Origin of the sequence: Burkholderia mycopellens (genome assembly GCF_964265025.1) — a bacterium.
GTDB lineage: Bacteria > Pseudomonadota > Gammaproteobacteria > Burkholderiales > Burkholderiaceae > Burkholderia.
Genome location: NZ_OZ183803.1, coordinates 2224224 through 2249125, shown reverse-complemented (window position 1 = coordinate 2249125; position 24902 = coordinate 2224224). Strand labels below are relative to the sequence as shown.

The window sequence follows — 24902 nt, the reverse complement described above, 5'->3', positions numbered from 1 at the left end:
AGGACTGCGACGCGGCGAATACTGGACGTATTCGCAAGGAGCGTGACGCAGCGAGCGGCCTTTCTCGGGGCAACCCCAAAATTAAATTTCATTCCACGGGAATGCCCCAAATCGGCCGCATGACGGCGTCGTTCGTCCCTTGTTTGGCACGGCCAAACGGCGCTCCTCACTTCTTGTCCTGCGACCGATTTGGGGCATTCGCATGTCCGTTTCATCCGCAAACAGCCCCCTATATCACATACAGATCGACGTACTCATCGACCGGCATCGCTTCGAGCTTTGCCTGATCCAGCGACACGTCGAGAATCGCTTGTTGCTGCTTTGCCGGGAAGCGGCGGGCAAGGTTGGTCCTGAACTTCTCGACCAGCAGCGGGACGCCTTCGGCCCGGCGCCGCCGGTGGCCGAGCGGGTATTCGACCGCCACTTCGGCAAGCTTCGACCCGTCCGTGAACTCGATCGTCAGTGCATTCGCGATCGAGCGTTTGTCCGGGTCGTGGTAGTCCTTCGTGAACTGCGGATCCTCGACGCACACGGTCTTCGCGCGCAGCGCGTCGATGCGGGGATCGGCGGCGGCCGAATCTTCGTAGTCGGCCGCGGTCAGCCGGCCGAACAGCAGCGGCACGGCGACCATGTACTGGATGCAGTGGTCGCGGTCGGCCGGATTGGCCAGCGGGCCCTGCTTGTCGATGATGCGGATCGCGGCCGCGTGCGTGCGAATCGTGATCCGGCCGATGTCGTCGGTCGTGCGGCCCGCGGCGGCGAGCTGCGCGTGCAGCTGCAGCGCGGCCTCGGCGGCCGTCTGCGCGTGGAATTCGGCGGGGAACGCGATCTTGAACAGTACGTTTTCCATCACGTACGTGCCGTACGGGCGCTGGAAGCGGAACGGCTGGCCGCGGAACAGCACGTCGTAGAAGCCCCAAGTCTTCGCGGTGAGCGCCGACGGGTAGCCCATTTCACCCGTTTTCGCGATCAGCGCGAGGCGCACCGCACGGGAAGTTGCATCGCCGGCTGCCCATGATTTGCGCGAGCCCGTGTTCGGTGCGTGGCGGTAGGTGCGCAGCGCCTGGCCGTCGACGAACGCGTTGGACACCGCGTTGACCAGCTCGTCGCGCGTGAGCCCGAGCAGCCGCCCGACGACGGCCGTCGATGCGACCTTCACGAGCAGCACGTGGTCGAGCCCGACCGCGTTGAACGAATTCTCGAGCGCGAGGCAGCCCTGGATCTCGTGGGCCTGGATCATCGCGACCAGCACGTCGCGCATCGTGAGCGGCTTCCGGCCGGCCGCGACGGCCGTGCGGGAAAGCCAGTCGGCCGTCGCCAGGATCCCGCCGAGATTGTCGGACGGATGACCCCATTCGGCGGCGAGCCAGGTGTCGTTGAAGTCCAGCCAGCGGATCATCGCGCCGATGTCGAAGGCGGCCTGGACGGGATCGAGCTGGAAGGACGTGCCCGGCACCTTCGCGCCGTTCGGCACGATCGTGCCGGGCACGACGGGGCCAAGCAGCTTGGTGCAGGCAGGGTAGGACAGCGCCTCGAGTCCGCATCCGAGCGTGTCGATCAGGCAATGACGCGCCGTCTCCAGCGCGAGCGCGCTGTCGATGCCGGCATTCAGCACGTAGTCGACGATATCGACGAGTACCGTATCCGGAGCAGGGCGGACGTTGGAGACCGGGGCGGACATCGAGGGGCCGATGGGAACGCGCTTAGTTCGTTGCCGGCTTCAGTTCGTTCGACTGCGTCGGTGCCGGCGTGCCTTGCGCCATTTCCGGCGTCACGCATTCGTCCGCGAGGCGTTCGCCGCCGTTTGCGTCGGAGAACAGCATCGCCTTGGTCGGGATCACGATCAGCTTGAAGCCTGCTGCCGGATCGTAGAACGTGTCGGCGCCCGTCGTCGTGGCCTGACGCGGCAGCTTGTAGTTCTTCTTCGCCCAGTGAACCGTGACGACCTGGTCGCGCTTCATGTCGCCGGCGAGGTCGAACGACAGACCTTCCTTGCACGACCACTTGACCGCGCCGTCCGGTACCGGATCGACCTTCGCCGCGGCACGTGCCTGTGCCTTCTTGCTGCGCGGGATGATCCGCTTGGCCGGCGCCGGACGCTTGGCCGCGGCCTTCTTCGCGGTCGTCGTGGTCGTACCCTGGGCAAACGCGCTCGGAGCCGACACCAGCATCGTGGCGGACAAGGCGCCGATGGCGGTAGCGATCAGGAGTTTCTTCATGGAGTCAGAACCTTTCGATAATCAGTTGACAAGGGCCGGCAATCGAAACTGCCGGCCGGTTTGAAACTGCACGCGCCCCGAAAGCGCGCAGCGGCCGCTATTTTCACCTATTTGGCCTCGCATATATCAGGTTTTCGGGCTCCGTTACGTTTTTTGTCGTTTCGCAAACCTCTATCCGGTTCGCGCCTCGCCGAATGCATGAAACTCGTGTATCGGCGGGCGGCGCGCGCTTACGGCGCGCTGCCCGCGGCGGCCGGGCCGAACAGCGGCGCGGCCTCGGCCGGTACGGGCTGGCCGGTGGCCCGCGCGCGGCGCAGCACCGACCAGTAATACCGGTAACTCGCGCGATCGTGCAGCGTATCACCGTGGCGCGTCGGTCCCCAGTCGGCGGCCTGCGCGGCCAGCAGGATCTCGGCGGCCAGTGCGACCTCGTCGGTGCGCGGCGCGAATGCGTCGACGATCGGGCGGACCTGCGCGGGGTGGATGCTCCACATCCGCGTGAATGCGAATTCGTCGCGCGCGCGGCGCGCATCGGCGGCGACGACGCTCATGTCGCGCACTTCCGTCGTGACGTTGTGCGATGGCGTCTTGCCGTGTGCGTGGCAGGCCGCGGCGATTTCCAGCTTCGCGCGGCGCACGAGCGGGTGCTCGAATTGGCCGGGCGAGCGCATCGCGGCATCGGGAATCGCGCCATGGTGCGCGGAGACGAAATCCATCAGCCCGAAGCTCAGCGTGCCGACGGTCGGCAGTGCGGCGAGGGCGGCCGCCTGCGCGAGCGCGCCGTGCGTCTCGACCAGCACGTCGACCGGAATCGGCTGCGCGATGCCGAGCTCGCGGCGCGTACCCTCGATGAACGCGGTCATTTCGGCTGCGTCGGCGGCGCTCGCGATCTTCGGGAGCGTGATGTGGGCGGGGGCGCGCGGCGCACGCAGCACGATGCGCACGTCGTCGCGCCAGTGCGGGTGGGAAAAATCGTGGATGCGCACGCCAACGCGGCCGAAGCGGTTCTCGTCGCTGCCGAGCATGTCGGCGACGAGTGCCGCGTGCGCGGCTTCCTGGCCGACGGCCGCGCCGTCTTCACAGTCGAGCGTGATGTCGAACACGGGGCCCAGCTCGGCCTGCAGCGCGAGCGACTTGCGCATCAGCTTTTCGCTGCCCGCGTAGTGATCACAGCAGGGCAGGATCGCGGGCGGGGACGCCCCGTCGTACAGCACTTGTGCGGGAGTGAGCGCGGCCATCTCGTCTACGCCAGGGAAGCGGGTCAACGTGGAGAAAATCGGATTCGGGCGCGTTCTGGGCCGGCGCGCGGCGGGCGCGGAGCGGCAAAACGTGCACGGATCGGATCGGTTGGCCGGGCTGGCGGCATGCCGGCCCGGGCCGAAACCGGGCTGCCCGAGGGCCGCCCGGCGATACGCGTGATGCTTAGTTCTTCAGCAGGTGGGCGACGCCATCGCGCTCTTCGAGCAGCTCGGCCAGCGTGCCGTCCATCTTCTCGCGCGAGAATGCGTCGATTTCCAGGCCTTCGATGCGCTTGTACTCGCCGTTTTCGCACACGACCGGCACGCCGTAGATGATGTCTTCGGGGATGCCGTACGAGCCGTCCGACGGGATGCCCATCGTGACCCACTTGCCGTTCGTGCCGAGGACCCAGTCACGCACGTGGTCGATCGCCGCGTTCGCTGCCGACGCTGCCGACGACAGGCCGCGCGCTTCGATGATCGCCGCGCCGCGCTTGCCGACGGTCGGGATGAACGTGTCGCGGTTCCACACGTCGTCGTTGATCAGCTTCAGCAGCGATTCGCCTTCGGCGGTCGCGAAGCGGAAGTCGGGGTACATCGTCGGCGAGTGGTTGCCCCACACGGCGAGCTTCTCGATCGATGCGACCGGCTTGCCCGACTTCGCTGCGAGCTGCGACAGCGCGCGGTTGTGGTCGAGGCGCAGCATGGCCGTGAAGTTCTTCTTCGGCAGATCCGGGGCCGACTTCATCGCGATGTATGCGTTCGTGTTCGCCGGGTTGCCGACGACGAGCACCTTCACGTCGCGGCTCGCGACTTCGTTCAGCGCAGCGCCCTGAACCGTGAAGATTTCGGCGTTTGCCGACAGCAGGTCCTTGCGCTCCATGCCCTTCGAGCGCGGACGTGCGCCAACCAGCAGTGCGACGTCGGCATCCTTGAATGCGACCTTCGGATCGTCGGTGATCACGACGCCCGCGAGCAGCGGGAACGCGCAATCGTCGAGTTCCATCACGACGCCTTTGACGGCGGCTTGGGCTTGCGGGAGGTCGAGCAGTTGCAGGATGACCGGCTGGTCCTTGCCGAGCAGGTCGCCGTTCGCGATGCGGAACAGCAGGGAGTAAGCGATTTGACCTGCGGCGCCGGTGACGGCAACGCGCTTTGCGGGCTTAGCCATTGAAAATCTCCAGGACGGGTGAAGCGTTGGACACTCGCGAAAACGCCATTCTATGCGCGTTGTGCGTAGCGTTGCATTGAAGCAGGGCGGAGGACTCGCGATGGCAGACGCGGTGAACCTGGAGACGGCCGTGGCACGTAGCCGGGGACGCGCTTTTGCACCCGCGAACCCTTGCTCGACCGGGAGTGTAGGAGTCGTCTCGCGCAAAGTCAAACGGTATCATATGTCTTATATAAGACAGATGTTTTGCGGAAATTGAGTGGACTTAAAAGTGCGGTTTGTGATGAAATGCGCGCCATGACATCGAACCAGGCGAATACCGCGAATCAGACCGGCGCAGGCGGCCCAGGGCAGCCGGGCGGGAGCGATCCCGCACCTTCGCCTGCGGCGGCTCCGTCGCCGACGTTCAGCCCGTTATACCAGCAGATTAAGTCATTGATCACGCAAAGTCTCGAAACCGGTGAATGGAAGCCGGGCGAGATCATCCCGAGCGAGGTGGAGCTCGCGGCCCGTTACAAGGTCAGCCAGGGCACCGTCCGCAAGGCGATCGACGAGCTGGCCGCCGAAAACCTCGTGGTCCGGCGGCAGGGCAAGGGTACTTTTGTTGCAACGCACAATGAAGATCGCGCGCAGTTCCGCTTCCTGCGGCTGCTGGCCGACGACGGTGCCGAGCATCCGCACGTGAGCCGCCTGCTCGAATGCCGCCGCCTGCGCGCGCCGGCCGAGATCGCGCGGCAGCTCGACCTGAAGCCGGCCGACCCCGTCGTGCAGGTGCGCCGCCTGCTGGAATTCGACAGCGAGGTGACGGTGCTCGACGAGATCTGGCTGCCGGGCGCGATGTTCCGCGGGCTCACGTTCGAGCGGCTAAGCGAGTACAAGGGGCCGCTCTATGCGATGTTCGAGACGGAGTTCGGCACGCGGATGATCCGCGCGACGGAGAAGATCCGTGCGGTGGCGGCGGAGCCGGCGGTGGCCGACCTGCTGCACGTGCCGGCAGGTTTCCCTTTGCTGTCGGTCGAGCGGGTGTCCTATACATACGGAGACCGGCCGGTGGAAGTGCGTCGCGGCTGGTATGTCACAACCGGGTACTACTATCAGAATGACTTGAGTTGACGGTGTATCGGCTCAAGCCGAGTGCGTTCGCGTTCCCCACGTTCGCGAAGCACGTTTCGGGCCGCCTTTGTTCTTGTTCGCGCAACTATCCAGAGCAGACTTTCGCTGCAGCGCGATATAAAAAGGCGCTAAAATCGCGGATTAGTGTGACAACATAGTAGGGGTCTAGCATGACTGATGCAGTAAGAAAGCCGAGGCCGGAATACCGGAACATCGGATTCAGCGATATCACGATGAAATATCGCATGCCGCTGGCAGCGACTTTGTCGATCCTCCATCGAGTCAGCGGCGCGCTGCTGTTCTTGTTCCTGCCGTTCCTGCTGTTCCTCTTCGATCAGAGCCTCACGTCCGAGCTCAGCTTCGAAGTCTTCAAGGCTTTCCTCTCCAACATCGTCGTCAAGCTGATCGTCCTCGCATTGTCGTGGGCCTTCTTCCACCATTTCTGCGCGGGCATTCGCCACCTGCTGATGGACGTCAACCACGACGCCGTCACGAAGGAAGGCGGCAAGCGGACGGCAGCCGTCGCCTTTGTCGTCTCGATCGCCCTGACGATCGCCATGGCACTCAAACTGTTCGGAGCATTCTAAGAAAATGGCAGCCAATAACCGAATCGGCTCGAAGCGCCTCGTCGTCGGCGCACATTACGGCCTGCGTGACTGGCTTGCGCAGCGCATCACCGCCACGATCATGGCGGTCTACACGGTCATTCTGCTCGTCCTGTTCTTCGGCGCGCACGATTTCTCGTACGAAGGCTGGGCATCGATCTTCGCCGCGCAATGGATGAAGCTCGCCACCTTCGTGATGCTGCTTTCCCTCTTCTACCACGCATGGGTCGGCGTGCGCGACATCTGGATGGACTACGTGAAGCCCGTCGGTGTGCGCCTGCTGCTGCAATCGCTGACCATCGTCTGGCTGCTCGCATGTGCGGGCTACGCCGCGCAGATTCTCTGGAGAGTGTAAAGAATGGCTGCAATCAAAACTTCCCTCCCGCGCCGCAAGTTTGACGTAGTGATCGTCGGCGCAGGCGGCTCCGGCTTGCGCGCGGCGCTGCAACTGTCGCGCGCGGGCCTGTCGGTCGGCGTGCTGTCGAAGGTGTTCCCGACCCGTTCGCACACGGTGGCCGCGCAGGGCGGCATCGGCGCGTCGCTCGGCAACATGAGCGAAGACAACTGGCACTTCCACTTCTACGACACGATCAAGGGCTCCGACTGGCTCGGCGACCAGGACGCGATCGAGTTCATGTGCCGTGAAGCGCCGAACGTCGTGTACGAACTCGAGCACTTCGGCATGCCGTTCGACCGTAACGCCGACGGCACGATCTACCAGCGCCCGTTCGGCGGCCACACCGCGAACTACGGCGAGAAGCCGGTTCAGCGCGCTTGCGCGGCCGCCGACCGTACCGGTCACGCACTGCTGCACACGCTGTACCAGCAGAACGTCGAAGCGAAGACGCAGTTCTTCGTCGAATGGATGGCGCTCGACCTGATCCGCGACGCGGAAGGCGACGTGCTCGGTGTGACGGCCCTCGAGATGGAGACGGGCGACGTCTACATCATGGAAGGCAAGACCACGCTGTTCGCGACGGGCGGCGCAGGCCGGATCTTCGCGGCATCGACCAACGCGTTCATCAACACCGGCGACGGCCTCGGCATGGCCGCGCGTTCGGGCATCGCGCTGCAGGACATGGAGTTCTGGCAGTTCCACCCGACCGGCGTGGCCGGCGCGGGCGTGCTGATCACCGAAGGCGTGCGCGGTGAAGGCGGTATCCTGCGCAACGCGAACGGCGAGCGTTTCATGGAGCGCTACGCGCCGACGCTGAAGGATCTGGCGCCGCGTGACTTCGTGTCGCGTTCGATGGACCAGGAAATCAAGGAAGGCCGCGGCGTGGGTCCGAACAAGGATCACGTGCTGCTCGACCTGTCGCACATCGGTGCCGAGACGATCATGAAGCGTCTGCCGTCGATCCGCGAAATCGCGCTGAAGTTTGCGAACGTCGACGCGATCAAGGAACCGATCCCGGTCGTCCCGACGATCCACTACCAAATGGGCGGCATCCCGACCAACATCCACGGTCAGGTCGTCGGCACGTCGCGCGGTCACAAGGATCCGGTCAACGGCTTCTACGCAGTGGGCGAATGCTCGTGCGTGTCCGTGCACGGCGCGAACCGCCTCGGCACGAACTCGCTGCTGGATCTCGTGGTGTTCGGCCGTGCGGCCGGCAACCACATCGTCGAGCACGTGAAGAACCAGAAGGAACACAAGCCGCTGCCGGCCGATGCGGGCGAATTCTCGCTGGCGCGCCTGGCGAAGCTCGACAAGTCGACTTCGGGTGAATACACGCAGGACGTCGCGAACGACATCCGCTCGACGATGCAGAAGCACGCAGGCGTGTTCCGCACGTCGGAACTGCTGAAGGAAGGCGTCGACCAGATGGCCGGCCTGAAGGCGCGCGTGGAAAGCATCCACCTGAAGGACAAGTCGAAGGTGTTCAACACCGCGCGCGTCGAAGCGCTCGAGCTGGAGAACCTGATCGAAGTTGCTCGCGCAACGATGGTGTCGGCGGAAGCACGTAAGGAAAGCCGTGGCGCACACGCCCACAGCGACTACGAACACCGCGACGACGAGAATTGGCTGCGCCACACGCTGTGGTACAGCGAAGGCGATCGCCTCGACTACAAGCCGGTTCAAATGAAGCCGCTGACGGTCGAATCCGTGCCGCCGAAGCCGCGCACGTTCTAAGCCGAGTCAAAGGAATCCGAAATGGCAAAACGCATTTTTGAAGTCTACCGCTACGATCCGGACAAGGACGCAGCGCCGCGCATGCAGACGTACGAGCTCGAGATCCAGCACGAGCGCATGCTGCTCGACGCACTGGTGAAGCTGAAGGCCGTGGACGAGACGCTGTCGTTCCGCCGTTCGTGCCGCGAAGGCGTGTGCGGTTCGGACGCGATGAACATCAACGGCAAGAACGGTCTCGCGTGCCTGACGAACCTGAACGACCTGCCGCAGAAGATCGTGCTGCGTCCGCTGCCGGGCCTGCCCGTCGTGCGCGACCTGATCGTCGACATGACGCACTTCTTCAACCAGTACCACTCGATCAAGCCGTACCTGATCAACGACGCGCCGCCGCCGGAGAAGGAACGCCTCCAGTCGCCGGAAGAGCGCGACGAGCTCGACGGCGTGTACGAGTGCATTCTGTGCGCGAGCTGCTCGACGTCGTGCCCGAGCTTCTGGTGGAACCCGGACAAGTTCGTCGGCCCGGCCGGCCTGCTGCAGGCTTACCGCTTCATCGCGGACAGCCGCGACACGGCTACCGGCGAGCGTCTCGACAACCTGGAAGACCCGTACCGTCTGTTCCGTTGCCACACGATCATGAACTGCGTCGACGTCTGCCCGAAGGGCCTGAACCCGACGAAGGCGATCGGCAAGATCAAGGAACTGATGGTTCGCCGCGCGGTTTGATATGACGACCCCCAAGCTCACTGCGTTCGCTGCCCCCCGAGGGGGTGTCGACACCCTTGGGGCGGCCCTGCGGGAGTCTGCGAGATGAGCGACGATTCGCATCAATCCGACCCGCACCGTCGCGCACGCCTTCGCTGGCGTGCGCGGCGGGGTCTGCTGGAGAACGACATCATTTTCGAGCGTTTCTTCAGCAGATACGAGCATGACCTCACCGATGCAGACGTAGGCGCGTTGTCGCGCCTGCTCGATCTGAGCGACAACGACCTGATGGACTTGCTCCTCGCGCGCAAGGAACCAGAAGGCGACCTAGACAGCCCGGACATTCACCGGCTGTTGGAGATGCTGCGCAACGTGTAACGCCAAGGTGTAACGCGCTGTGCCCGTTATCGAATCCCGTTTCTTTATTTCGATTGAGGATGTGCCATGACTCCGTCTGATGTTAAAGCCACGCTATCGTTCAGCGACAACTCTCCGAGCGTCGAACTGCCGATCTACAAGGGCACGATGGGCCCGGACGTGATCGACATCCGCAAGCTGTACGGCCAGACCGGCAAGTTCACGTACGACCCGGGCTTCATGTCGACGGCAGCTTGTAATTCGGCGATCACGTACATCGACGGCGACAAGGGCGAACTGCTGTACCGCGGTTACCCGATCGACAACCTCGCGCAAAACGCCGACTTCCTCGAAAGCTGCTACCTGCTGCTGAAGGGTGAACTGCCGAACGCAGCGCAGAAGAAGGAATTCGTCGATACCGTCACGAAGCACACGATGGTGCACGAGCAGATGCACTTCTTCTTCCGTGGCTTCCGTCGCGATGCACACCCGATGGCGATCCTGGTCGCTGCGGTCGGCGCGCTGTCGGCGTTCTACCACGACTCGCTCGACATCAACGATCCGCGTCACCGTGAAGTGTCGGCGATCCGCATGATCGCGAAGCTGCCGACGCTCGTCGCGATGGCGTACAAGTACAGCATCGGTCAGCCGTTCGTGTATCCGAAGAACTCGCTGTCGTACAGCGCGAACTTCATGCACATGATGTTCTCGAACCCGTGCGAAGAGTACAAGGTCAACGACGTGCTCGTCCGCGCACTCGATCGCATCCTGATCCTGCACGCCGATCACGAGCAGAACGCATCGACGTCGACCGTGCGCCTTGCCGGCTCGTCGGGCGCGAACCCGTTCGCATGTATCGCGGCCGGTATCGCGTGTCTGTGGGGCCCGGCGCACGGTGGTGCGAACGAAGCCGCGCTGAACATGCTCGAGCAGATCGGTTCGCCGGACAACATCCCCGAATTCATCAAGCAGGTGAAGGACAAGAATTCGGGCGTGAAGCTGATGGGCTTCGGTCACCGCGTGTACAAGAACTACGACCCGCGTGCGAAGCTGATGCGCGAAACGTGCTACGAAGTGCTGAACGAACTGGGCCTGCACGACGACCCGCTGTTCAAGCTCGCGATGCAGCTCGAGAAGATCGCGCTGGAAGACGAATACTTCGTGTCGCGCAAGCTGTACCCGAACGTCGACTTCTACTCGGGCATCGTCCAGCGCGCGCTGGGCATCCCGACGTCGATGTTCACGTGTATCTTCGCGATGGCACGTACGGTCGGCTGGATCGCACAGTGGAACGAAATGATCGGCGATCCGGAGCAGAAGATCGGCCGTCCGCGCCAGCTGTTCATCGGCGATACGCCGCGCGAAGCGAAGCCGCTCAACGCACGTTAAGTCGTGCGCGGCGCGAACGGCCGGCAGGCCGCTCGCGTCGGGCGAAACGCAACGCCACGACACCCCGACGGGTCATCCCGTCGGGGTGTTTTCATTTGTGCGGCCGAGGGTCGCCCGGGCCGGCGCGGCGCTCGAGCGACGGCGGGCGCGTGTCGAGTGCGGGCGCGTCGTCATCGGGCGCATGGCCGTGCTGCACGAAGAACTGCCGGTATGCGCCGGGCGTCATCCCGCGCGCGGCGAGGAATTGTCGGTTGAAGTTCGCGGCATTCGGAATGCCGCAGCGCACGGCCACGGTCGCGATCGGCCAGTCGGTGCCGACGAGATGGCGGCACGCATGCGCGAGCCGCAGCCGCTGCACGTAGCGGCCGACGCTTTCGCCGAGATGCCGGACGAACAGGCGTTGCAAAGTGCGTTCGGACATGTGAGCAGTGGCGGCGAGCGCGCCGATGCGCAGCGGTTCGTGGAAATGCCGGTCGATTGCGTCGAGCACGCGGTCGAGGCGTTCGGCTTCGGGGGCGGCCACGCTGGCGGGCGGTGTCGCGCCGTCGGTCGGGGCATACGTGTGCGCGGTGGCGAGCGGTTCGCCGCCGGCTTGCGCGAGATCGGCGAGCGTGTCGAGCGCCGCCGCGAGCCGTGCGCGTGGAGACGGATCGAGCAACTGCGGCAGTCGTGCGCGCATCGCCCGGGCCGCGTCCGCGCCGAAACGCAGGCCCGGTGCGGCACGCCGCAGCAGCGAGCGCAGCGGCGCGTATTCCGGGCAACAGTCGGCCAGGCGCCGCGCCCAGTCGCCGTCGAACCAGATGACGAGCGCGACTTCGGGCGCATCGCGATCGATGCGTGCATTCGACGACCAGGTATGTGGCAGGTTGGGCGGCACGAGCACCAGGTCGTCGTCCGCGTAGTGCGCGACGTGATCGCCGATGAAGCGCCGACCGCGGCTGTTGAGCGTCAGTGTCAGTTCGTATTCGGGATGGCGATGCCATTCGAACGGAATGCGCGCGAGCTGACGGTGATAGACGCGGATCGAACAGCCGGGAGCGAACGTCACGTGCTCGTACTGCGGTTTCATCGCGGCCTCCGGGCGAGGGCCGGCATCGCGCCGTGGCATGATCGTGAGCAATCGTCACGACGGAGCGATGCCATGTTTTCACATGTTTGCGTGGGTGTGACCGACACCGCGCGCGCCTACGATTTCTACGCACCGCTATTCGCGGAACTCGGGTTGCGCCTCAAATTTCGCGAACCGGACGGCTGGTCGGGCTGGATGCCGGCCGACACCGACCGGCCGCTGTTCTTCTTTGGCCAGCCGCTCGACGGCCGCGCGCCCGAACCGGGCAATGGCCACACGATCGCGTTCGTTGCGCCGACCCGCGCGCACGTCGATCGCTGCCACGCGCTCGCGCTGCGCCACGGCGGCACCTGCGAAGGGCCGCCGGGCCTGCGGCCGGACTATCACCGAGACTACTACGGCGCTTATTTCCGCGATCCGGACGGCAACAAGCTGTGCGTGGTCTGTCATCGTCCGGAGTGAGGCACGGTTGTCCGAATTGTATCGATAGTTGGCCGGATAGTGGTGACGATGGCCGAGCATCGGCCGTACGCTGACAGCACATCACGACACCTGTCAGCGAGGAGACCACGATGCAACTGACGATTGACGACCTGCCTGCCGCGATTCGCGACGCGAAAAGAGCGCTGCGCGCCGACTTGCCCGGTCATGCGGCCACGTTTCGCGAACTGGTGGGCGATATCGCACGGCAGGTCGACGCGATCCGGCGTGCGCATGCGCATGGCCATGACGTCATTCCGGTGGTGCCGTTTGAGGACATCGCGAGCGGTACCGTCGATCCGCACGCGATTGCTGCGATCCGCACGCATGGCGCGGTCGTGATCCGTGGCGTATTCGATGCGCGGCAGGCGCGCGACTGGAACGACGAGATCGGTGCGTACCTGGACGCGAACCGCTTCACCGAGCGGCTGCACGCGCGTGCCGAGGATCGCTATTTCGGGAACCTCGCGTCGGGCAAGCCGCAGATCTACGGCGTCTACTGGTCGAAGCCGCAGGTGGCTGCGCGCCAGTCGCCGGCACTGACCCAGGCGCGTGTGTTCCTGAACCGCCTGTGGCGGCACGCGCACGGCGGGCGCACGCACTTCGATCCCGACCAGGTGCCGGCCTATGCTGACCGGATTCGTCGCCGCCCGCCCGGCTCGACGTCGCTCGGGCTGTCGCCGCATGTCGACGGCGGTTCCGTCGAACGCTGGCTCGGCGCGAATTTCCGCCAGGTCTACCGTCACGTGCTGGCCGGCAACTGGCGCGATTACGATCCGTTCGACGCGGCGTTTCGTCCCGACGTCGAGGAGATTCCGTCGCCGGCTGTGTGCTCGATGTTCCGTACGTTCCAGGGCTGGACCGCACTGACGCCGCAAGGGCCCGGCGACGGCACGCTGCAGTTGATCCCGGTCGCGAACGCGATGGCCTACATCGTGCTGCGCGCGCTGCAGGACGATGTGGCCGACGATGACCTGTGCGGCGCGCGTCCCGGCCGGGCGCTGTCGATCCGGCCTGAATGGCACGCACTGCTGCTCGACGCGCTGGTGCCGATCCCGCACATGGAGCCGGGCGACGCGGTGTTCTGGCACGGCGACGTCGTGCACGCGGTCGAGGATGCGCACCGCGGCAGCGGCGACAGCAACGTGATGTACATCGCGGCCGCGCCCGGTTGCGCGAAGAGCGACGCGTACCTGCAACGCCAGCGGGCCGCGTTCCTGCGTGGCGAGAGCCCGCCCGACTTCCCGGCCGATCATTTCGAGGTCGAATTCGACGGACGCGGCGGGGAGGGCGATCTCACGGCGCTCGGTCGTTTGCAGATGGGGTTCGGGGCGCACGTGTAGCAGGCATGCGGCATGTGAAAGCGGCGGCTCGCCAGGCAGGGGGCGGGTGAGCTGCCGAATCCGCTGCGCGCCGCGCACAATTCGACGTAATCGGCTGTCGGCGCAGCCGAAATCGACGCGAATTGCGCAATTTGGCTTCCGATAATGGTCCGGACACAACGCAGCCGCCCGTGTGACGCACGGATGTGGCGCTGACCATGGAGGAGTCGATGCAATTCACGCAAGCGATCGTTCGCCGACCCGCGCCGTCCTGTGGCGCGGGCCTGACCACCGCCGAACTCGGCGCGCCCGATTACGACAAGACGCTCACCCAGTTCCACGCTTACTGCGAAGCGCTGCGCACGCTCGGCGTCGAGCTGACCGAACTGCCGCCGCTGGAGGCGTTCCCCGATTCGCACTTCGTCGAGGACACCGCGGTCGTGACGCCGGAATTCGCGGTGATCACGCGCCCCGGTGCGCCGGCGCGGCGTGGCGAGACGGCGCACATCGAAGCGGCGCTGGCCGCGCATCGCGACTTGCTGCCGATGCAGGACGGCCGTCTCGACGGCGGCGACGTGATGCAGGTCGGCAAGCGTTTCTACATTGGCCTGACGGGCCGTACCGATGCCGAAGGCATCGCCGCATTCGAATCGCTCGTGTCGCGCTACGGTTATTCGGTCGTCGCGGTGCCGGTGGGCGCCGGCCTGCATCTCAAGTCGGTCGTCAACGCGCTCGGCGACGACACGCTGCTCGTGACCGAGGCGCTCGCCGCGCATCCGGCGTTCGCCGACTATCGCCGGATCGCGATCTCGGCTGCCGACGAATACGCGGGCAACACGCTGCGCGTGAACGGCACGCTGATCACGCCGGCCGGTTACCCGCGCGTGCACGATGCGATCGCGTCGCTCGGGCTGCCGCTGCACGTGATCGATACGAGCGAGTTCCGCAAGATGGACGGCGGCCTGACCTGCCTGTCGCTGCGGTTCTAGCCGATTGGCGCGCGGCCGCTTCGGCCGGATAATGTGGCCCCCGCGCGGAACAGGAGACGTTGCGCGCACCAGCCACGACCCGACCGGAGCGAACGCGGATGACCGACAAGAAGATGCAGCTCGACAAGATCGATCTCCGGATCCTCGACATCCTGCGCACCGACGGGCGCATTTCCTACCGGAAGCTGTCCGAGCTCGTGAACCTCACGCCGCGGCCGTGCCAGGCGCGTGTCGAGCGGCTCGAGGCGCTCGGTGTGATCGAAGGGTACCGCGCGGTGATCAAGGCGCCGCGCGCGACCAAGCCGATCGTCGTGATCGCGCAGGTCACACTAGCCGACCACGGGCGTTCGCAGGCGCCGTTCGAGGACGAAATGCGGGCGAATCCGGCCGTGCTCGATTGCTGGCTCGTCAGCGGCACGTTCGATTTTCTCGTGCGGCTCGCGTGCGAGGATCTCGACGAGTACCGGCGGATCGCGAACGCGTGGCTGGAAAGCCCGCGGTTCCGGATCGAAAAGATCGTGACGACGGCCGAACTGCAGGCGATCAAGCGCAGCGTCGTGTGATGCGGCCGGCCGGGAAGGGCCGGTGTCGACGCGAATGACCGGGCCTGACGATTTGCATTCCGAATCAAATCGTCAAGCTCAAACCGAACCAGGATGAACACTATGGATGCTTTGCAAGCGGCAGCGGAAACGGCCGAACCGTCCGGAACGACGCTGAAGCGCCGTCTGCAGGGCCGCCACATCGCGATGATCGCGATCGGCGGCTCGATCGGCACGGGGCTGTTCGTCGCGTCGGGTGCGTCGGTCGCGCAGGCCGGGCCGGGCGGTGCGATTGCCGCGTATATCGCGATCGGGCTGATGGTGTACTTCGTCGTCACGGGCCTCGGCGAGATGGCCGCACTGATGCCGGTATCGGGCTCGTTTGCGATCTACGGCGAGAAGTACGTCGACGAAGGCTTCGGCGTCGCGCTCGGCTGGACCTACTGGTACAGCTGGGCCGTGACGATCGCGATCGAGCTGGTCGCCGCACAGATCGTGATGCGCTACTGGTTTCCAACCATACCGGGCATCTGGTGGGGCGCGGGCTTCCTCGTGCTGATCTTCCTGCTGAATACGCTGTCGGTGCGCGGCTTCGGTGAATCGGAATACTGGTTCTCGCTGATCAAGGTCGTCACCGTGGTCGCGTTCATCGCGGCCGGGCTGCTGATCGCGGCCGGCCTGATCGGGAACGGCCGCCCGGTCGGTTTGCGCAACTTCACGACGGGCGACGCCCCGTTCGTCGGCGGCGTGCACGCGATGATGAGCGTCGCGCTGATCGCGGGCTTTTCGTTTCTCGGCACCGAGCTGGTCGGGATCACCGCTGGCGAATCGGAAAACCCGCGCAAGACGATCCCGCGCGCGGTGAAGCAGATCTTCTGGCGGATCATGCTGTTCTACGTGTTCGCGATCTTCGTGATCGGGCTGCTGGTGCCATACACGGATCCGAACCTGCTGAAGAGCGACGTGACCGACATCGGCGTGAGCCCGTTCACGCTGGTGTTCAGCCACGCGGGTTTCCGGCTCGCGGCCGGCGCAATGAATCTCGTGATCCTGACGGCCGTGCTGTCGGCCGGCAATTCTGGCACCTACGCGGCGACGCGGATGCTGTACAACCTCGCTGCGGAAGGGCGCGCGCCTGCGATGTTCGCGACGCTGTCGCCGGGTGGCGTGCCGCGCAACGCGCTATACGCGACGATGGCCGTCGGCGGGCTGTGCTTCCTCACGTCGCTGTCCAACAACCAGGGCATCTATCTGTGGTTGCTGAATACGGTCGGTATCACCGGCTTCATCGCGTGGCTCGGTATCGCGGTTTGCCATTACCGGTTCCGCAAGGGGTTCCTGAAGCAGGGCTACCGGCTCGATCAACTGCCTTACCGCGCGAAATGGTTTCCGTTCGGGCCGCTGTTTGCGATCGCGATCTGCATCGTGATCTCGCTCGGGCAGGATTACCAGGCGTTCTTCGCGGCCCGCATCGACTGGATGGAAGTGCTGTCGATCTACGTATGGATTCCGCTGTTCGTCGCGATCTGGTGGGCGTATCGCCGTGCGCGCAAGAGCCGGCTCGTGCGCTACGAGGAGATGGACATCGGGCCGTGGCTGACGCGTTCGGTCGAGGCCGTCGATGCAGCGGCCACGCAGCACGGGCAGCCGCGCTGACGGCCCGGCACGGAGGGCGCGGTAACGGGCGCCGGCCGTAGCGCCCGGCCGGTGCCGATGCGGCGGCCGCCTCGCATGAAGCGGCGCGGATGCCGTGCCGGCGTTACTTGTCCAGCTCCGGATAGTGCCGGAAGATGCCCATGTCGTTGAACGGGATACGGCGTTCCGACTCGAGATAGAGCGCGACCGGCGGATTCAGTGCGACGCGGTCGTGCAGCGCGACCAGCGCCGCGATCTTCCGCTCCGCACGCTTCATCGCTTTCGGAAACGCGTAGCGCAGGCCCTCGATCGTCTGGAACATCGACAGGTCCGCATAACTGAGTGCGTTGCCGGCGAGGTAGCCGCTCTTGTGCGGATTCTGGTCGAGTACGCGCTCGAAGTAGCCGAGGAATTTCGGCAGCCGGTTTTCCAGAAAATCGGCTGCGCGCTCGGCGGCTTCCGCCCGCTGATCCTCGTAGTAGAGGCAGCTTGCGATCGGATGGTGCGTGTCGTGGATCTCGGTGACGAAATCGGCGACGGTCAGCTGAAGCTGGTGCACCCACAGCCGGCCGGCTTCGTCGTCAGGCGCGAGCCCGAGCCGCGCGCCGAGAAACAGCAGGATGTTCGCGGTCTGCCCGATGATCAGGTCACCGGCCTTCAGGAACGGCGGCGCGAACGGCACGCATTCGGCCTTGGTGCCGTCCATCATGCGCATCATCGCCGGCACGCCCATGCCGCGCCCGGATTCGCGCGCGACGTCGACATAGTCGGCTTCGGCGGCTTCAAGTGCGAGCCGCACGTACTCGCCCCGGCCCTGGATCTCGGGCCAGTAATACAGTTCGTATCGCATGCTGTCTTCCCGTTCGTTGAACCGGCTGCCACAGGCATCGTGACGACCGGGCGGCCGCGTGTCGCGTGCCACCCGCTGCGAATAGACAGTCTAGGCGATCGCGGGAAAAGTACCGCGTGCATCGCGCGCTACGCGTTGCGCGTGCCGTCTTCGGGGCCGTACATGGATGAAATGCGTGCGTCCATGGATGAAACGGAGGGGCGAGCGTTTGCATCCGATCGACAGGTTCACCGCGATTTAATAAATGCCCACTACGATCCCGCATCGTCACTCTACCGATGCGCAGCGATTCGATTCGAGCGTCGAGCCTGCCATCCATCGCCCAACCGCGCGACGCGTCAGGTTGTCATTTCCCGTGAACCCGCGATTTGCAACGCCGTGACCGGCTGTCGGCGTTGCTCGCATCATTTCGTATTTCTCATGAATCTGAACCCGTCGGCTTCTTTACGCAGAAAATTCCTGGTTACCGCGCCCGCGGTTGCCGTGGCGCCGTTGTTGAGCGCATGCGGCGGTGACGACGTCACGTCGGCGCCCGTGACCGATGCGGCGCTGGCCGCGCAGATGTCCGCGAAGCTCAACGCGCAGCTCGGCGACGCGGCGACGGTCAACGCGATCGTGCCGGCGTTGACCGATGTCGGCTTCACGTGGGATCTGCCGACGGTGCCGGCTGCACAGATCGGCGCGATCGTCGCGTACAGCTTCGGCAATCGCCCGAATGCGGCAAGCGGCAATACGTCGAGCACCGGCGGCAACCAATCGGCGCTACCCGACCCGGGGCCCGTCAACGAAGCGCTCGCGGATGCCGTGTACCGCATTCGCCAGCTGAAACCGGTGAAGGTCTATGCGCAGTGGGAGATCGCGCGCTTTCTCGTGTCGAAGTACGGGATGGGCGCCGACGTGCTGTCGTCGGTCGAGCCGGTGATCGCGAGCGACGGCTCGATCGTGTACCTGAGCACGGCCGGTGTCGCGGCCGTGGCCGTGTCGCGCGCGGGCGGCGCGGCGGCGATGGGCACCGTTGCGGTGGTCGGCCATCGCGACCATGCGAAGCGCTGCATCCAGACCTCGCAGCAGGCGGGCATGAAGGCCGCGGCGGTGGCGGAGGTGTCGCTGCCGACGATGTACGACCCGCAATCGGGCCAGCCGTGGACGCGCAACCGCAGCCTCTATCTCGTGCACGACATGTATGCGCAGATGCTTGCCCGCGCGGTGACCGCGACGATGCAGGCGTTCCCGAAGGGCTGACGCCCGCCGCTCCTCACTCGAACCTCATGACCATGACGACCCGCCGCCATTTCCTGGCTTCCTCTTCGTTGCTGGCCGCCTCGTGCGCGTCCGTTGCCCCGGCTTTCGCGAATGATGCCCCCGTTTCCGATGCGGAATTGCAGCGCCAGATGCTCGGCAAGCTGACGAACGAACTGAACGATCGCGCGACCGCCACCGACGAAACAGGCTACCTGTTCGACACGTTTTTCGCGTGGGCGCCGCCGACCGTCGACGCTGCCGGCATCCACACGATTGCCGCGTTCAGCTTCGGCAGTCGTGCCCCGACATCCGGCACCACACCGATGCCGGGCCCCGTGAACGAGGCGATCGCCGACGCCGTGTTCCAGCTTCGACAGAAGGTCTCGGCCCCGATCTACGCGCAGCAGGAGGTCGCGAGCGTGCTCGCATCGAAGTACGGGCTGACGGCCGGCGTGACGTCGATCGCGACGCCGGCCCTGGTTGCCGGCAGCCCGATACCGACGCCCGATGGCGTGGCCGCCGCGATCGTCAGGCAGGCCGGCTCGGCCGCGGCGCTCGGCAAGGTCGCTGTCGTCACGCATTCGGATCAGGCGTCGATCGCCGTGCGCGTGTCGGCTGCGGCAGGGATGCAGGTCGCCGTGCCGGCCAGCCTCACGCTGCCGTCGCTCTACGACACGTCGGCGTCGATGCCGGCCTTGCGGCGGCGCGATCTCTACCTGATGAGCAATGCGGGTGTGCAGCTCGGCATGCTGCGGCTCGACCTGATCAATCGCGAGTATCCGAACGGCTGAAGCCGCGACGCACCGGCGCGCCCCGTTTGGCTGGTAATGCCGATACAGGTATTGGCACTACCAGCCAAACCACTGTTTTTAATGGGTTTTTTCGCATCCGGCCTGCGTCGTGACGCGTTCTGCGTGGCATAATCGACCGCATCCGCAAGGCTTGTAGTCACAACGACCCCGCATACCCATGGCACAGACTCTCTACGACAAACTGTGGAACACCCACGTGGTCCACACCGAGGAAGACGGCACGACTTTGCTCTACATCGACCGTCAGCTGCTGCATGAAGTCACGAGCCCGCAGGCGTTCGAAGGGCTGAAGATGGCGCAGCGTCCGGTGTGGCGCATCAGCGCGAACCTGGCCGTGTCGGACCACAACGTGCCGACCACCGATCGCAGCCACGGCATCGCCGATCCCGTCTCGAAGCTCCAGGTCGACACGCTCGACGCGAACTGCGATGCGTTCGGCATCACGCAGTTCAAGATGAACGACGTGCGCCAGGGCATCGTCCACATCATCGGGCCGGAGCAGGGCGCGACGCTGCCGGGCATGACGATCGTGTGCGGTGATTCGCATACGTCGACACACGGCGCATTCGGCGCGCTCGCACACGGCATCGGCACGTCGGAAGTCGAGCACGTGCTCGCGACGCAAACCCTGTTGCAGAAGAAGAGCAAGAACATGCTCGTGAAGGTCGAAGGCACGCTGCCGCGCGGTTGTACCGCGAAGGACATCGTGCTCGCGATCATCGGCAAGATCGGCACGGCCGGCGGCACGGGCTACGCGATCGAATTCGGCGGCTCGACGATCCGCGCGCTGACGATGGAAGGCCGGATGACCGTCTGCAACATGGCGATCGAAGCCGGTGCGCGCGCAGGCATGGTTGCCGTCGACGATACGACGATCGATTACCTGAAAGGCCGCCCGTTCGTGCCGACCGGCGCGGAATGGGACCAGGCCGTCGAGTACTGGCGCCAGTTCAAGTCGGACGACGGTGCGCAGTTCGATCGCGTGGTCGAGCTGAACGCAGCCGAAATCGTCCCGCAGGTCACGTGGGGCACGTCGCCGGAAATGGTCACGTCGATCGACGGTCGCGTGCCGGATCCCGAGCGCGAGAAGGATCCGGTCAAGCGTGATGCGATGGAGCGTGCGCTGGCCTACATGGCGCTCGAGCCGAACACGCCGATCGAATCGATCAAGGTCGACAAGATCTTCATCGGCTCGTGCACGAACGCGCGCATCGAGGACATCCGCGCAGCCGCGTATGTCGTGAAGAAGCTGAACCGTCGCGTCGCATCGAACGTGCGGCTCGCGATGGTCGTGCCGGGCTCGGGCCTCGTGAAGGCACAGGCCGAACGCGAAGGGCTCGACAAGGTGTTCACGGATGCGGGCTTCGAATGGCGCGAGCCGGGCTGCTCGATGTGCCTCGCGATGAACGCCGACCGGCTCGATCCGGGCGAGCGCTGCGCGTCGACGTCGAACCGCAACTTCGAAGGCCGGCAGGGCGCGGGCGGTCGCACGCACCTGGTGAGCCCCGCGATGGCGGCGGCCGCGGCGATCGAAGGTCACTTCGTCGACATTCGCAAGCTGGGGTGACGCGTGACGGCATCGAAGGTCATTGCGCGGCTGGTTGCCGCGCTGGCGCTGGCGGGGCTGGGTTTCGGCCTCGCGGGCTGCAATACCGTCCAGGGCTTCGGGCAGGACGTCAACGCCGCCGGCAACGCGCTGAAGCGCGCCGCGGAGTGACGATTCCCGCCGAGAATTTGTCGATGTGCGCCGGCTGAACGCCGGCCCTCCAACCGGATAGACGGATCATGGAAAAATTCACAGTACATACCGGCGTCGTGGCGCCGCTCGATCGCGAGAACGTCGACACCGACGCGATCATCCCGAAGCAGTTCCTGAAGTCGATCAAGCGCACGGGCTTCGGTCCGAACGCGTTCGATGAATGGCGTTACCTCGATCACGGCGAGCCGGGCCAGGACAACTCGAAGCGTCCGCTGAATCCCGACTTCGTGCTGAACCAGCCGCGCTACCAGGGCGCATCCGTGCTGCTCGCGCGCAAGAACTTCGGCTGCGGCAGCTCGCGCGAGCACGCGCCGTGGGCGCTGCAGCAGTACGGTTTCCGCGCGATCATCGCGCCGAGCTTCGCGGATATCTTCTTCAACAACTGCTTCAAGAACGGCTTGCTGCCGATCGTGCTGACCGAGCAGCAGGTCGATCACCTGTTCAACGAGACGGTCGCGTTCAACGGCTTCGAGGTCACGGTCGACCTCGACGCGCAGGTCGTGCGCACGGGCGACGGCCGCGAGTATCCGTTCGAGATCACCGCGTTCCGCAAGTACTGCCTGTTGAACGGCTTCGACGACATCGGCCTCACGCTGCGCCACGCGGACAAGATTCGCCAGTTCGAAGCCGAGCGCCTGGTGAAGCAGCCGTGGCTCAACACCAAGCTGGTCGGCTGATCGTGCCTTTCGGGCGGGCGCGCCGGCGGCGCGTTCGCCGGCCTGCCTCCATAAAAACCTACCCAGTCAGGAATTTCGCATGAAGATTGCAGTGCTGCCGGGCGACGGCATCGGTCCGGAAATCGTCGATGAAGCCGTGAAGGTGCTGAACGCACTCGACGAGAAGTTCGAACTCGAACAGGCGCCGGTCGGCGGCGCGGGCTACGAGGCAAGCGGCCATCCGCTGCCGGACGCGACGCTGAAGCTCGCGAAGGAAGCCGACGCGATCCTGTTCGGCGCCGTGGGCGACTGGAAGTACGATTCGCTCGAGCGCGCGCTGCGCCCCGAGCAGGCGATCCTCGGGCTGCGCAAGCACCTCGAGCTGTTCGCGAACTTCCGCCCGGCGATCTGCTATCCGCAGCTCGTCGATGCATCGCCGCTGAAGCCCGAGCTGGTCGCGGGCCTCGACATCCTGATCGTGCGCGAACTGAACGGCGACATCTACTTCGGCCAGCCGCGCGGCGTGCGCGCTGCACCGGACGGCCTGTTCGCCGGCGAGCGCGAAGGTTTCGACACGATGCGTTATTCGGAACCGGAAGTGCGCCGCATCGCGCACGTCGCGTTCCAGGCGGCCCGCAAGCGCGCGAAGAAGCTGCTGTCGGTCGACAAGGCGAACGTGCTCGAGACGTCGCAGTTCTGGCGCGACATCATGATCGACGTGTCGAAGGAATACGCGGACGTCGAGCTGTCGCACATGTACGTCGACAATGCGGCGATGCAGCTTGCGAAGGCGCCGAAGCAATTCGACGTGATCGTCACGGGCAACATGTTCGGCGATATCCTGTCGGATGAGGCGTCGATGCTGACGGGCTCGATCGGCATGCTGCCGTCGGCGTCGCTCGACAAGAACAACAAGGGCCTGTACGAGCCGTCGCACGGTTCGGCGCCGGACATCGCGGGCAAGGGCATCGCGAACCCGCTCGCGACGATCCTGTCGGCCGCGATGATGCTGCGCTACTCGCTGAATCGTGCGGAGCAGGCCGATCGCATCGAGCGCGCGGTGAAAACGGTGCTCGAACAGGGCTACCGGACGGGCGACATTGCGACGCCGGGCTGCCAGAAGGTCGGTACGACAGCGATGGGCGACGCGGTGGTCGCGGCGCTGTAACGCAGTCATGTAGAAAGGGTGCGAACGGGCCGCGAAATCGGCCGGTTCGCAAGCGGTTGGCCGTTGTGCGGGCCACCGGCTTTGTGTAGACTCGAACGATGGCGCTTATTTCCCTGATCTCCCCGGTCTTGAAACTCCACGGCAACACAGCCCGTGCGGGTGCGCGCGCCATCGTCATCACGAAAACCATTACCACGAAAACGATCATTAAACGCTGATCGTCCGTCGTGCCCGCCTATTTCCCCGCGCGGTCACATCGGGGACGGAAATGGCGGGGAAGCTCCATCAAAGGGTTAGTCATGAACGTAGGTCTCGTAGGTTGGCGCGGCATGGTCGGCAGCGTCCTGATGCAGCGCATGCAGGAAGAGGGCGATTTCGACCTGATCGAACCGGTGTTTTTCAGCACCAGCAACACGGGCGGCAAAGCGCCCTCGTTCGCGAAAAACGAGACTACGCTCAAGGATGCGACCAACGTCGACGAGCTGAAGAAGTGCGACGTGATCATCACGTGCCAGGGCGGCGACTACACGAACGAAGTGTTCCCGAAGCTGCGCGCGGCCGGCTGGAACGGCTACTGGATCGATGCGGCATCGTCGCTGCGGATGAAGGACGACGCGGTCATCATCCTCGATCCGGTCAACCTCGACGTGATCAAGGATGCGCTCGTCAAGGGCACGAAGAACTTCATCGGCGGCAACTGCACGGTCAGCCTGATGCTGATGGCGCTCGGCGGCCTGTTCCGCGAGAACCTCGTCGACTGGATGACGGCGATGACCTACCAGGCTGCATCGGGCGCGGGCGCGCAGAACATGCGCGAACTGCTGTCGCAGATGGGTACGCTGAACGGCGCGGTTCAGGCGCAGCTCGCCGATCCGGCTTCCGCGATCCTCGATATCGACCGCCGCGTGCTGGCCGCGATGAACAGCGATTCGATGCCGACGAGCCACTTCGGCGTGCCGCTCGCGGGCTCGCTGATTCCGTGGATCGACAAGGATCTCGGCAACGGGATGTCGAAGGAAGAGTGGAAGGGCGGCGCGGAAACCAACAAGATTCTCGGCAAGCCGGCCATGGGCGAGCCGGGTTCGATCCCGGTCGACGGCCTGTGCGTGCGGATCGGCGCGATGCGCTGTCACTCGCAGGCGCTGACGATCAAGCTGAACAAGGACGTGCCGCTCGACGAGATCAACGGCATCCTCGCATCGGCGAACGACTGGGTGAAGGTCGTGCCGAACGAGCGTGAAGCGTCGATGCGCGACCTGTCGCCGGCGAACGTCACGGGCACGCTGACGGTGCCGGTCGGCCGCCTGCGCAAGCTCGCGATGGGCGGTGAATACCTGTCGGCGTTCACGGTCGGCGACCAGCTGCTGTGGGGCGCGGCCGAGCCGCTGCGCCGCATGCTGCGCATCCTGCTCGACAAGTAAGCGGGATAACCGGCCCGCGATACGCGGGC

General features: G+C 65.2%; 25 protein-coding genes. 19 read left to right on the top strand and 6 right to left on the bottom strand.

Features of this window, described 5'->3' with window-relative positions:
* Nucleotides 1-229: 229 nt before the first annotated feature.
* The 4 genes from ACPTTC_RS28340 to ACPTTC_RS28325 all read right to left on the bottom strand — a co-directional run bounded on the left by ACPTTC_RS28340 (nucleotide 230) and on the right by ACPTTC_RS28325 (nucleotide 4628).
* Nucleotides 230-1681: a bifunctional 2-methylcitrate dehydratase/aconitate hydratase gene (locus tag ACPTTC_RS28340; protein ID WP_423394840.1), complete on the bottom strand. Its 1452-nt coding sequence runs from the start codon at nucleotides 1679-1681 to the stop codon at nucleotides 230-232.
* 22 nt (nucleotides 1682-1703) lie between these two features.
* The gene (locus tag ACPTTC_RS28335) at nucleotides 1704-2219 is read right to left on the bottom strand and encodes a hypothetical protein (RefSeq protein ID WP_423394839.1); all 516 of its coding nucleotides are present in this window, start codon (nucleotides 2217-2219) and stop codon (nucleotides 1704-1706) included.
* 230 nt (nucleotides 2220-2449) lie between these two features.
* Entirely contained in the window at nucleotides 2450-3457 is a 1008-nt protein-coding gene (locus ACPTTC_RS28330) for an HpcH/HpaI aldolase/citrate lyase family protein (protein WP_423394838.1), read from the bottom strand.
* A 184-nt stretch (nucleotides 3458-3641) separates the two neighbouring features.
* Nucleotides 3642-4628, bottom strand: a complete 987-nt coding sequence (locus ACPTTC_RS28325; protein WP_027791119.1) for a malate dehydrogenase — start codon at nucleotides 4626-4628, stop codon at nucleotides 3642-3644.
* 288 nt (nucleotides 4629-4916) lie between these two features.
* Between ACPTTC_RS28325 and ACPTTC_RS28320 the strand changes: the two genes are divergently transcribed.
* The 7 genes from ACPTTC_RS28320 (at nucleotide 4917) to gltA (ending at nucleotide 10928) form a co-directional block, all read left to right on the top strand.
* Nucleotides 4917-5741: a GntR family transcriptional regulator gene (locus tag ACPTTC_RS28320; protein WP_175968510.1), complete on the top strand. Its 825-nt coding sequence runs from the start codon at nucleotides 4917-4919 to the stop codon at nucleotides 5739-5741.
* A gap of 170 nt (nucleotides 5742-5911) precedes the next feature.
* Complete coding sequence (sdhC, locus tag ACPTTC_RS28315) at nucleotides 5912-6328, top strand: succinate dehydrogenase, cytochrome b556 subunit (protein WP_423394837.1); 417 nt, start codon at nucleotides 5912-5914, stop codon at nucleotides 6326-6328.
* A 4-nt stretch (nucleotides 6329-6332) separates the two neighbouring features.
* Nucleotides 6333-6701, top strand: coding sequence for a succinate dehydrogenase, hydrophobic membrane anchor protein (gene sdhD / locus ACPTTC_RS28310; RefSeq protein ID WP_011355745.1), 369 nt, complete (start codon nucleotides 6333-6335; stop codon nucleotides 6699-6701).
* A gap of 3 nt (nucleotides 6702-6704) precedes the next feature.
* Complete coding sequence (gene sdhA / locus ACPTTC_RS28305) at nucleotides 6705-8480, top strand: succinate dehydrogenase flavoprotein subunit (RefSeq protein ID WP_175955146.1); 1776 nt, start codon at nucleotides 6705-6707, stop codon at nucleotides 8478-8480.
* A gap of 21 nt (nucleotides 8481-8501) precedes the next feature.
* A complete protein-coding gene (locus ACPTTC_RS28300) occupies nucleotides 8502-9203 on the top strand; it encodes a succinate dehydrogenase iron-sulfur subunit (RefSeq protein ID WP_011658352.1) in 702 nt (233 codons plus the stop codon).
* Between the two features lie 84 nt (nucleotides 9204-9287).
* Nucleotides 9288-9560 carry a succinate dehydrogenase assembly factor 2 gene (locus ACPTTC_RS28295; RefSeq protein ID WP_011355742.1) on the top strand — a complete coding sequence of 91 codons (273 nt, stop codon included), beginning with the start codon at nucleotides 9288-9290 and terminating at the stop codon, nucleotides 9558-9560.
* A 66-nt stretch (nucleotides 9561-9626) separates the two neighbouring features.
* Entirely contained in the window at nucleotides 9627-10928 is a 1302-nt protein-coding gene (gltA, locus tag ACPTTC_RS28290; protein ID WP_011355741.1) for a citrate synthase, read from the top strand.
* 91 nt (nucleotides 10929-11019) lie between these two features.
* Here the strand turns inward: gltA and ACPTTC_RS28285 are convergent, their stop codons facing one another.
* Nucleotides 11020-11997: a helix-turn-helix domain-containing protein gene (locus ACPTTC_RS28285; RefSeq protein WP_423394836.1), complete on the bottom strand. Its 978-nt coding sequence runs from the start codon at nucleotides 11995-11997 to the stop codon at nucleotides 11020-11022.
* 72 nt (nucleotides 11998-12069) lie between these two features.
* Between ACPTTC_RS28285 and ACPTTC_RS28280 the strand changes: the two genes are divergently transcribed.
* From ACPTTC_RS28280 to ACPTTC_RS28260, 5 genes are all read left to right on the top strand, one after another.
* Nucleotides 12070-12459: a VOC family protein gene (locus tag ACPTTC_RS28280; RefSeq protein ID WP_226195028.1), complete on the top strand. Its 390-nt coding sequence runs from the start codon at nucleotides 12070-12072 to the stop codon at nucleotides 12457-12459.
* 110 nt (nucleotides 12460-12569) lie between these two features.
* Entirely contained in the window at nucleotides 12570-13820 is a 1251-nt protein-coding gene (locus ACPTTC_RS28275; protein ID WP_423394835.1) for a DUF1479 domain-containing protein, read from the top strand.
* Nucleotides 13821-14029: 209 nt separating this feature from the next.
* Nucleotides 14030-14788, top strand: coding sequence for a dimethylarginine dimethylaminohydrolase family protein (locus tag ACPTTC_RS28270; RefSeq protein ID WP_175955154.1), 759 nt, complete (start codon nucleotides 14030-14032; stop codon nucleotides 14786-14788).
* Between the two features lie 98 nt (nucleotides 14789-14886).
* The gene (locus ACPTTC_RS28265) at nucleotides 14887-15351 is read left to right on the top strand and encodes an Lrp/AsnC family transcriptional regulator (protein ID WP_175955155.1); all 465 of its coding nucleotides are present in this window, start codon (nucleotides 14887-14889) and stop codon (nucleotides 15349-15351) included.
* Between the two features lie 102 nt (nucleotides 15352-15453).
* Nucleotides 15454-16986: an amino acid permease gene (locus ACPTTC_RS28260; RefSeq protein WP_423394834.1), complete on the top strand. Its 1533-nt coding sequence runs from the start codon at nucleotides 15454-15456 to the stop codon at nucleotides 16984-16986.
* 103 nt (nucleotides 16987-17089) lie between these two features.
* Here ACPTTC_RS28260 and ACPTTC_RS28255 read toward each other — a convergent pair whose 3' ends face one another.
* Nucleotides 17090-17815 carry a glutathione S-transferase gene (locus ACPTTC_RS28255; RefSeq protein WP_423394833.1) on the bottom strand — a complete coding sequence of 242 codons (726 nt, stop codon included), beginning with the start codon at nucleotides 17813-17815 and terminating at the stop codon, nucleotides 17090-17092.
* Nucleotides 17816-18235: 420 nt separating this feature from the next.
* On the opposite strand from ACPTTC_RS28255, the gene ACPTTC_RS28250 reads away from it, so the two are divergent.
* The 7 genes from ACPTTC_RS28250 to asd all read left to right on the top strand — a co-directional run bounded on the left by ACPTTC_RS28250 (nucleotide 18236) and on the right by asd (nucleotide 24873).
* The gene (locus tag ACPTTC_RS28250; protein ID WP_423394832.1) at nucleotides 18236-19057 is read left to right on the top strand and encodes a hypothetical protein; all 822 of its coding nucleotides are present in this window, start codon (nucleotides 18236-18238) and stop codon (nucleotides 19055-19057) included.
* 32 nt (nucleotides 19058-19089) lie between these two features.
* Entirely contained in the window at nucleotides 19090-19848 is a 759-nt protein-coding gene (locus tag ACPTTC_RS28245; protein WP_423395729.1) for a Tat pathway signal protein, read from the top strand.
* Nucleotides 19849-20026: 178 nt separating this feature from the next.
* Entirely contained in the window at nucleotides 20027-21436 is a 1410-nt protein-coding gene (leuC, locus tag ACPTTC_RS28240; RefSeq protein WP_175955162.1) for a 3-isopropylmalate dehydratase large subunit, read from the top strand.
* Nucleotides 21437-21439: 3 nt separating this feature from the next.
* A complete protein-coding gene (locus ACPTTC_RS28235) occupies nucleotides 21440-21586 on the top strand; it encodes an entericidin A/B family lipoprotein (protein ID WP_021158717.1) in 147 nt (48 codons plus the stop codon).
* Nucleotides 21587-21654: 68 nt separating this feature from the next.
* Complete coding sequence (gene leuD, locus ACPTTC_RS28230; protein WP_175955163.1) at nucleotides 21655-22305, top strand: 3-isopropylmalate dehydratase small subunit; 651 nt, start codon at nucleotides 21655-21657, stop codon at nucleotides 22303-22305.
* A gap of 79 nt (nucleotides 22306-22384) precedes the next feature.
* The gene (gene leuB, locus ACPTTC_RS28225; RefSeq protein ID WP_423394831.1) at nucleotides 22385-23452 is read left to right on the top strand and encodes a 3-isopropylmalate dehydrogenase; all 1068 of its coding nucleotides are present in this window, start codon (nucleotides 22385-22387) and stop codon (nucleotides 23450-23452) included.
* 299 nt (nucleotides 23453-23751) lie between these two features.
* Entirely contained in the window at nucleotides 23752-24873 is a 1122-nt protein-coding gene (gene asd, locus ACPTTC_RS28220) for an aspartate-semialdehyde dehydrogenase (RefSeq protein ID WP_423394830.1), read from the top strand.
* The last annotated feature ends 29 nt before the right edge of the window (nucleotides 24874-24902 follow it).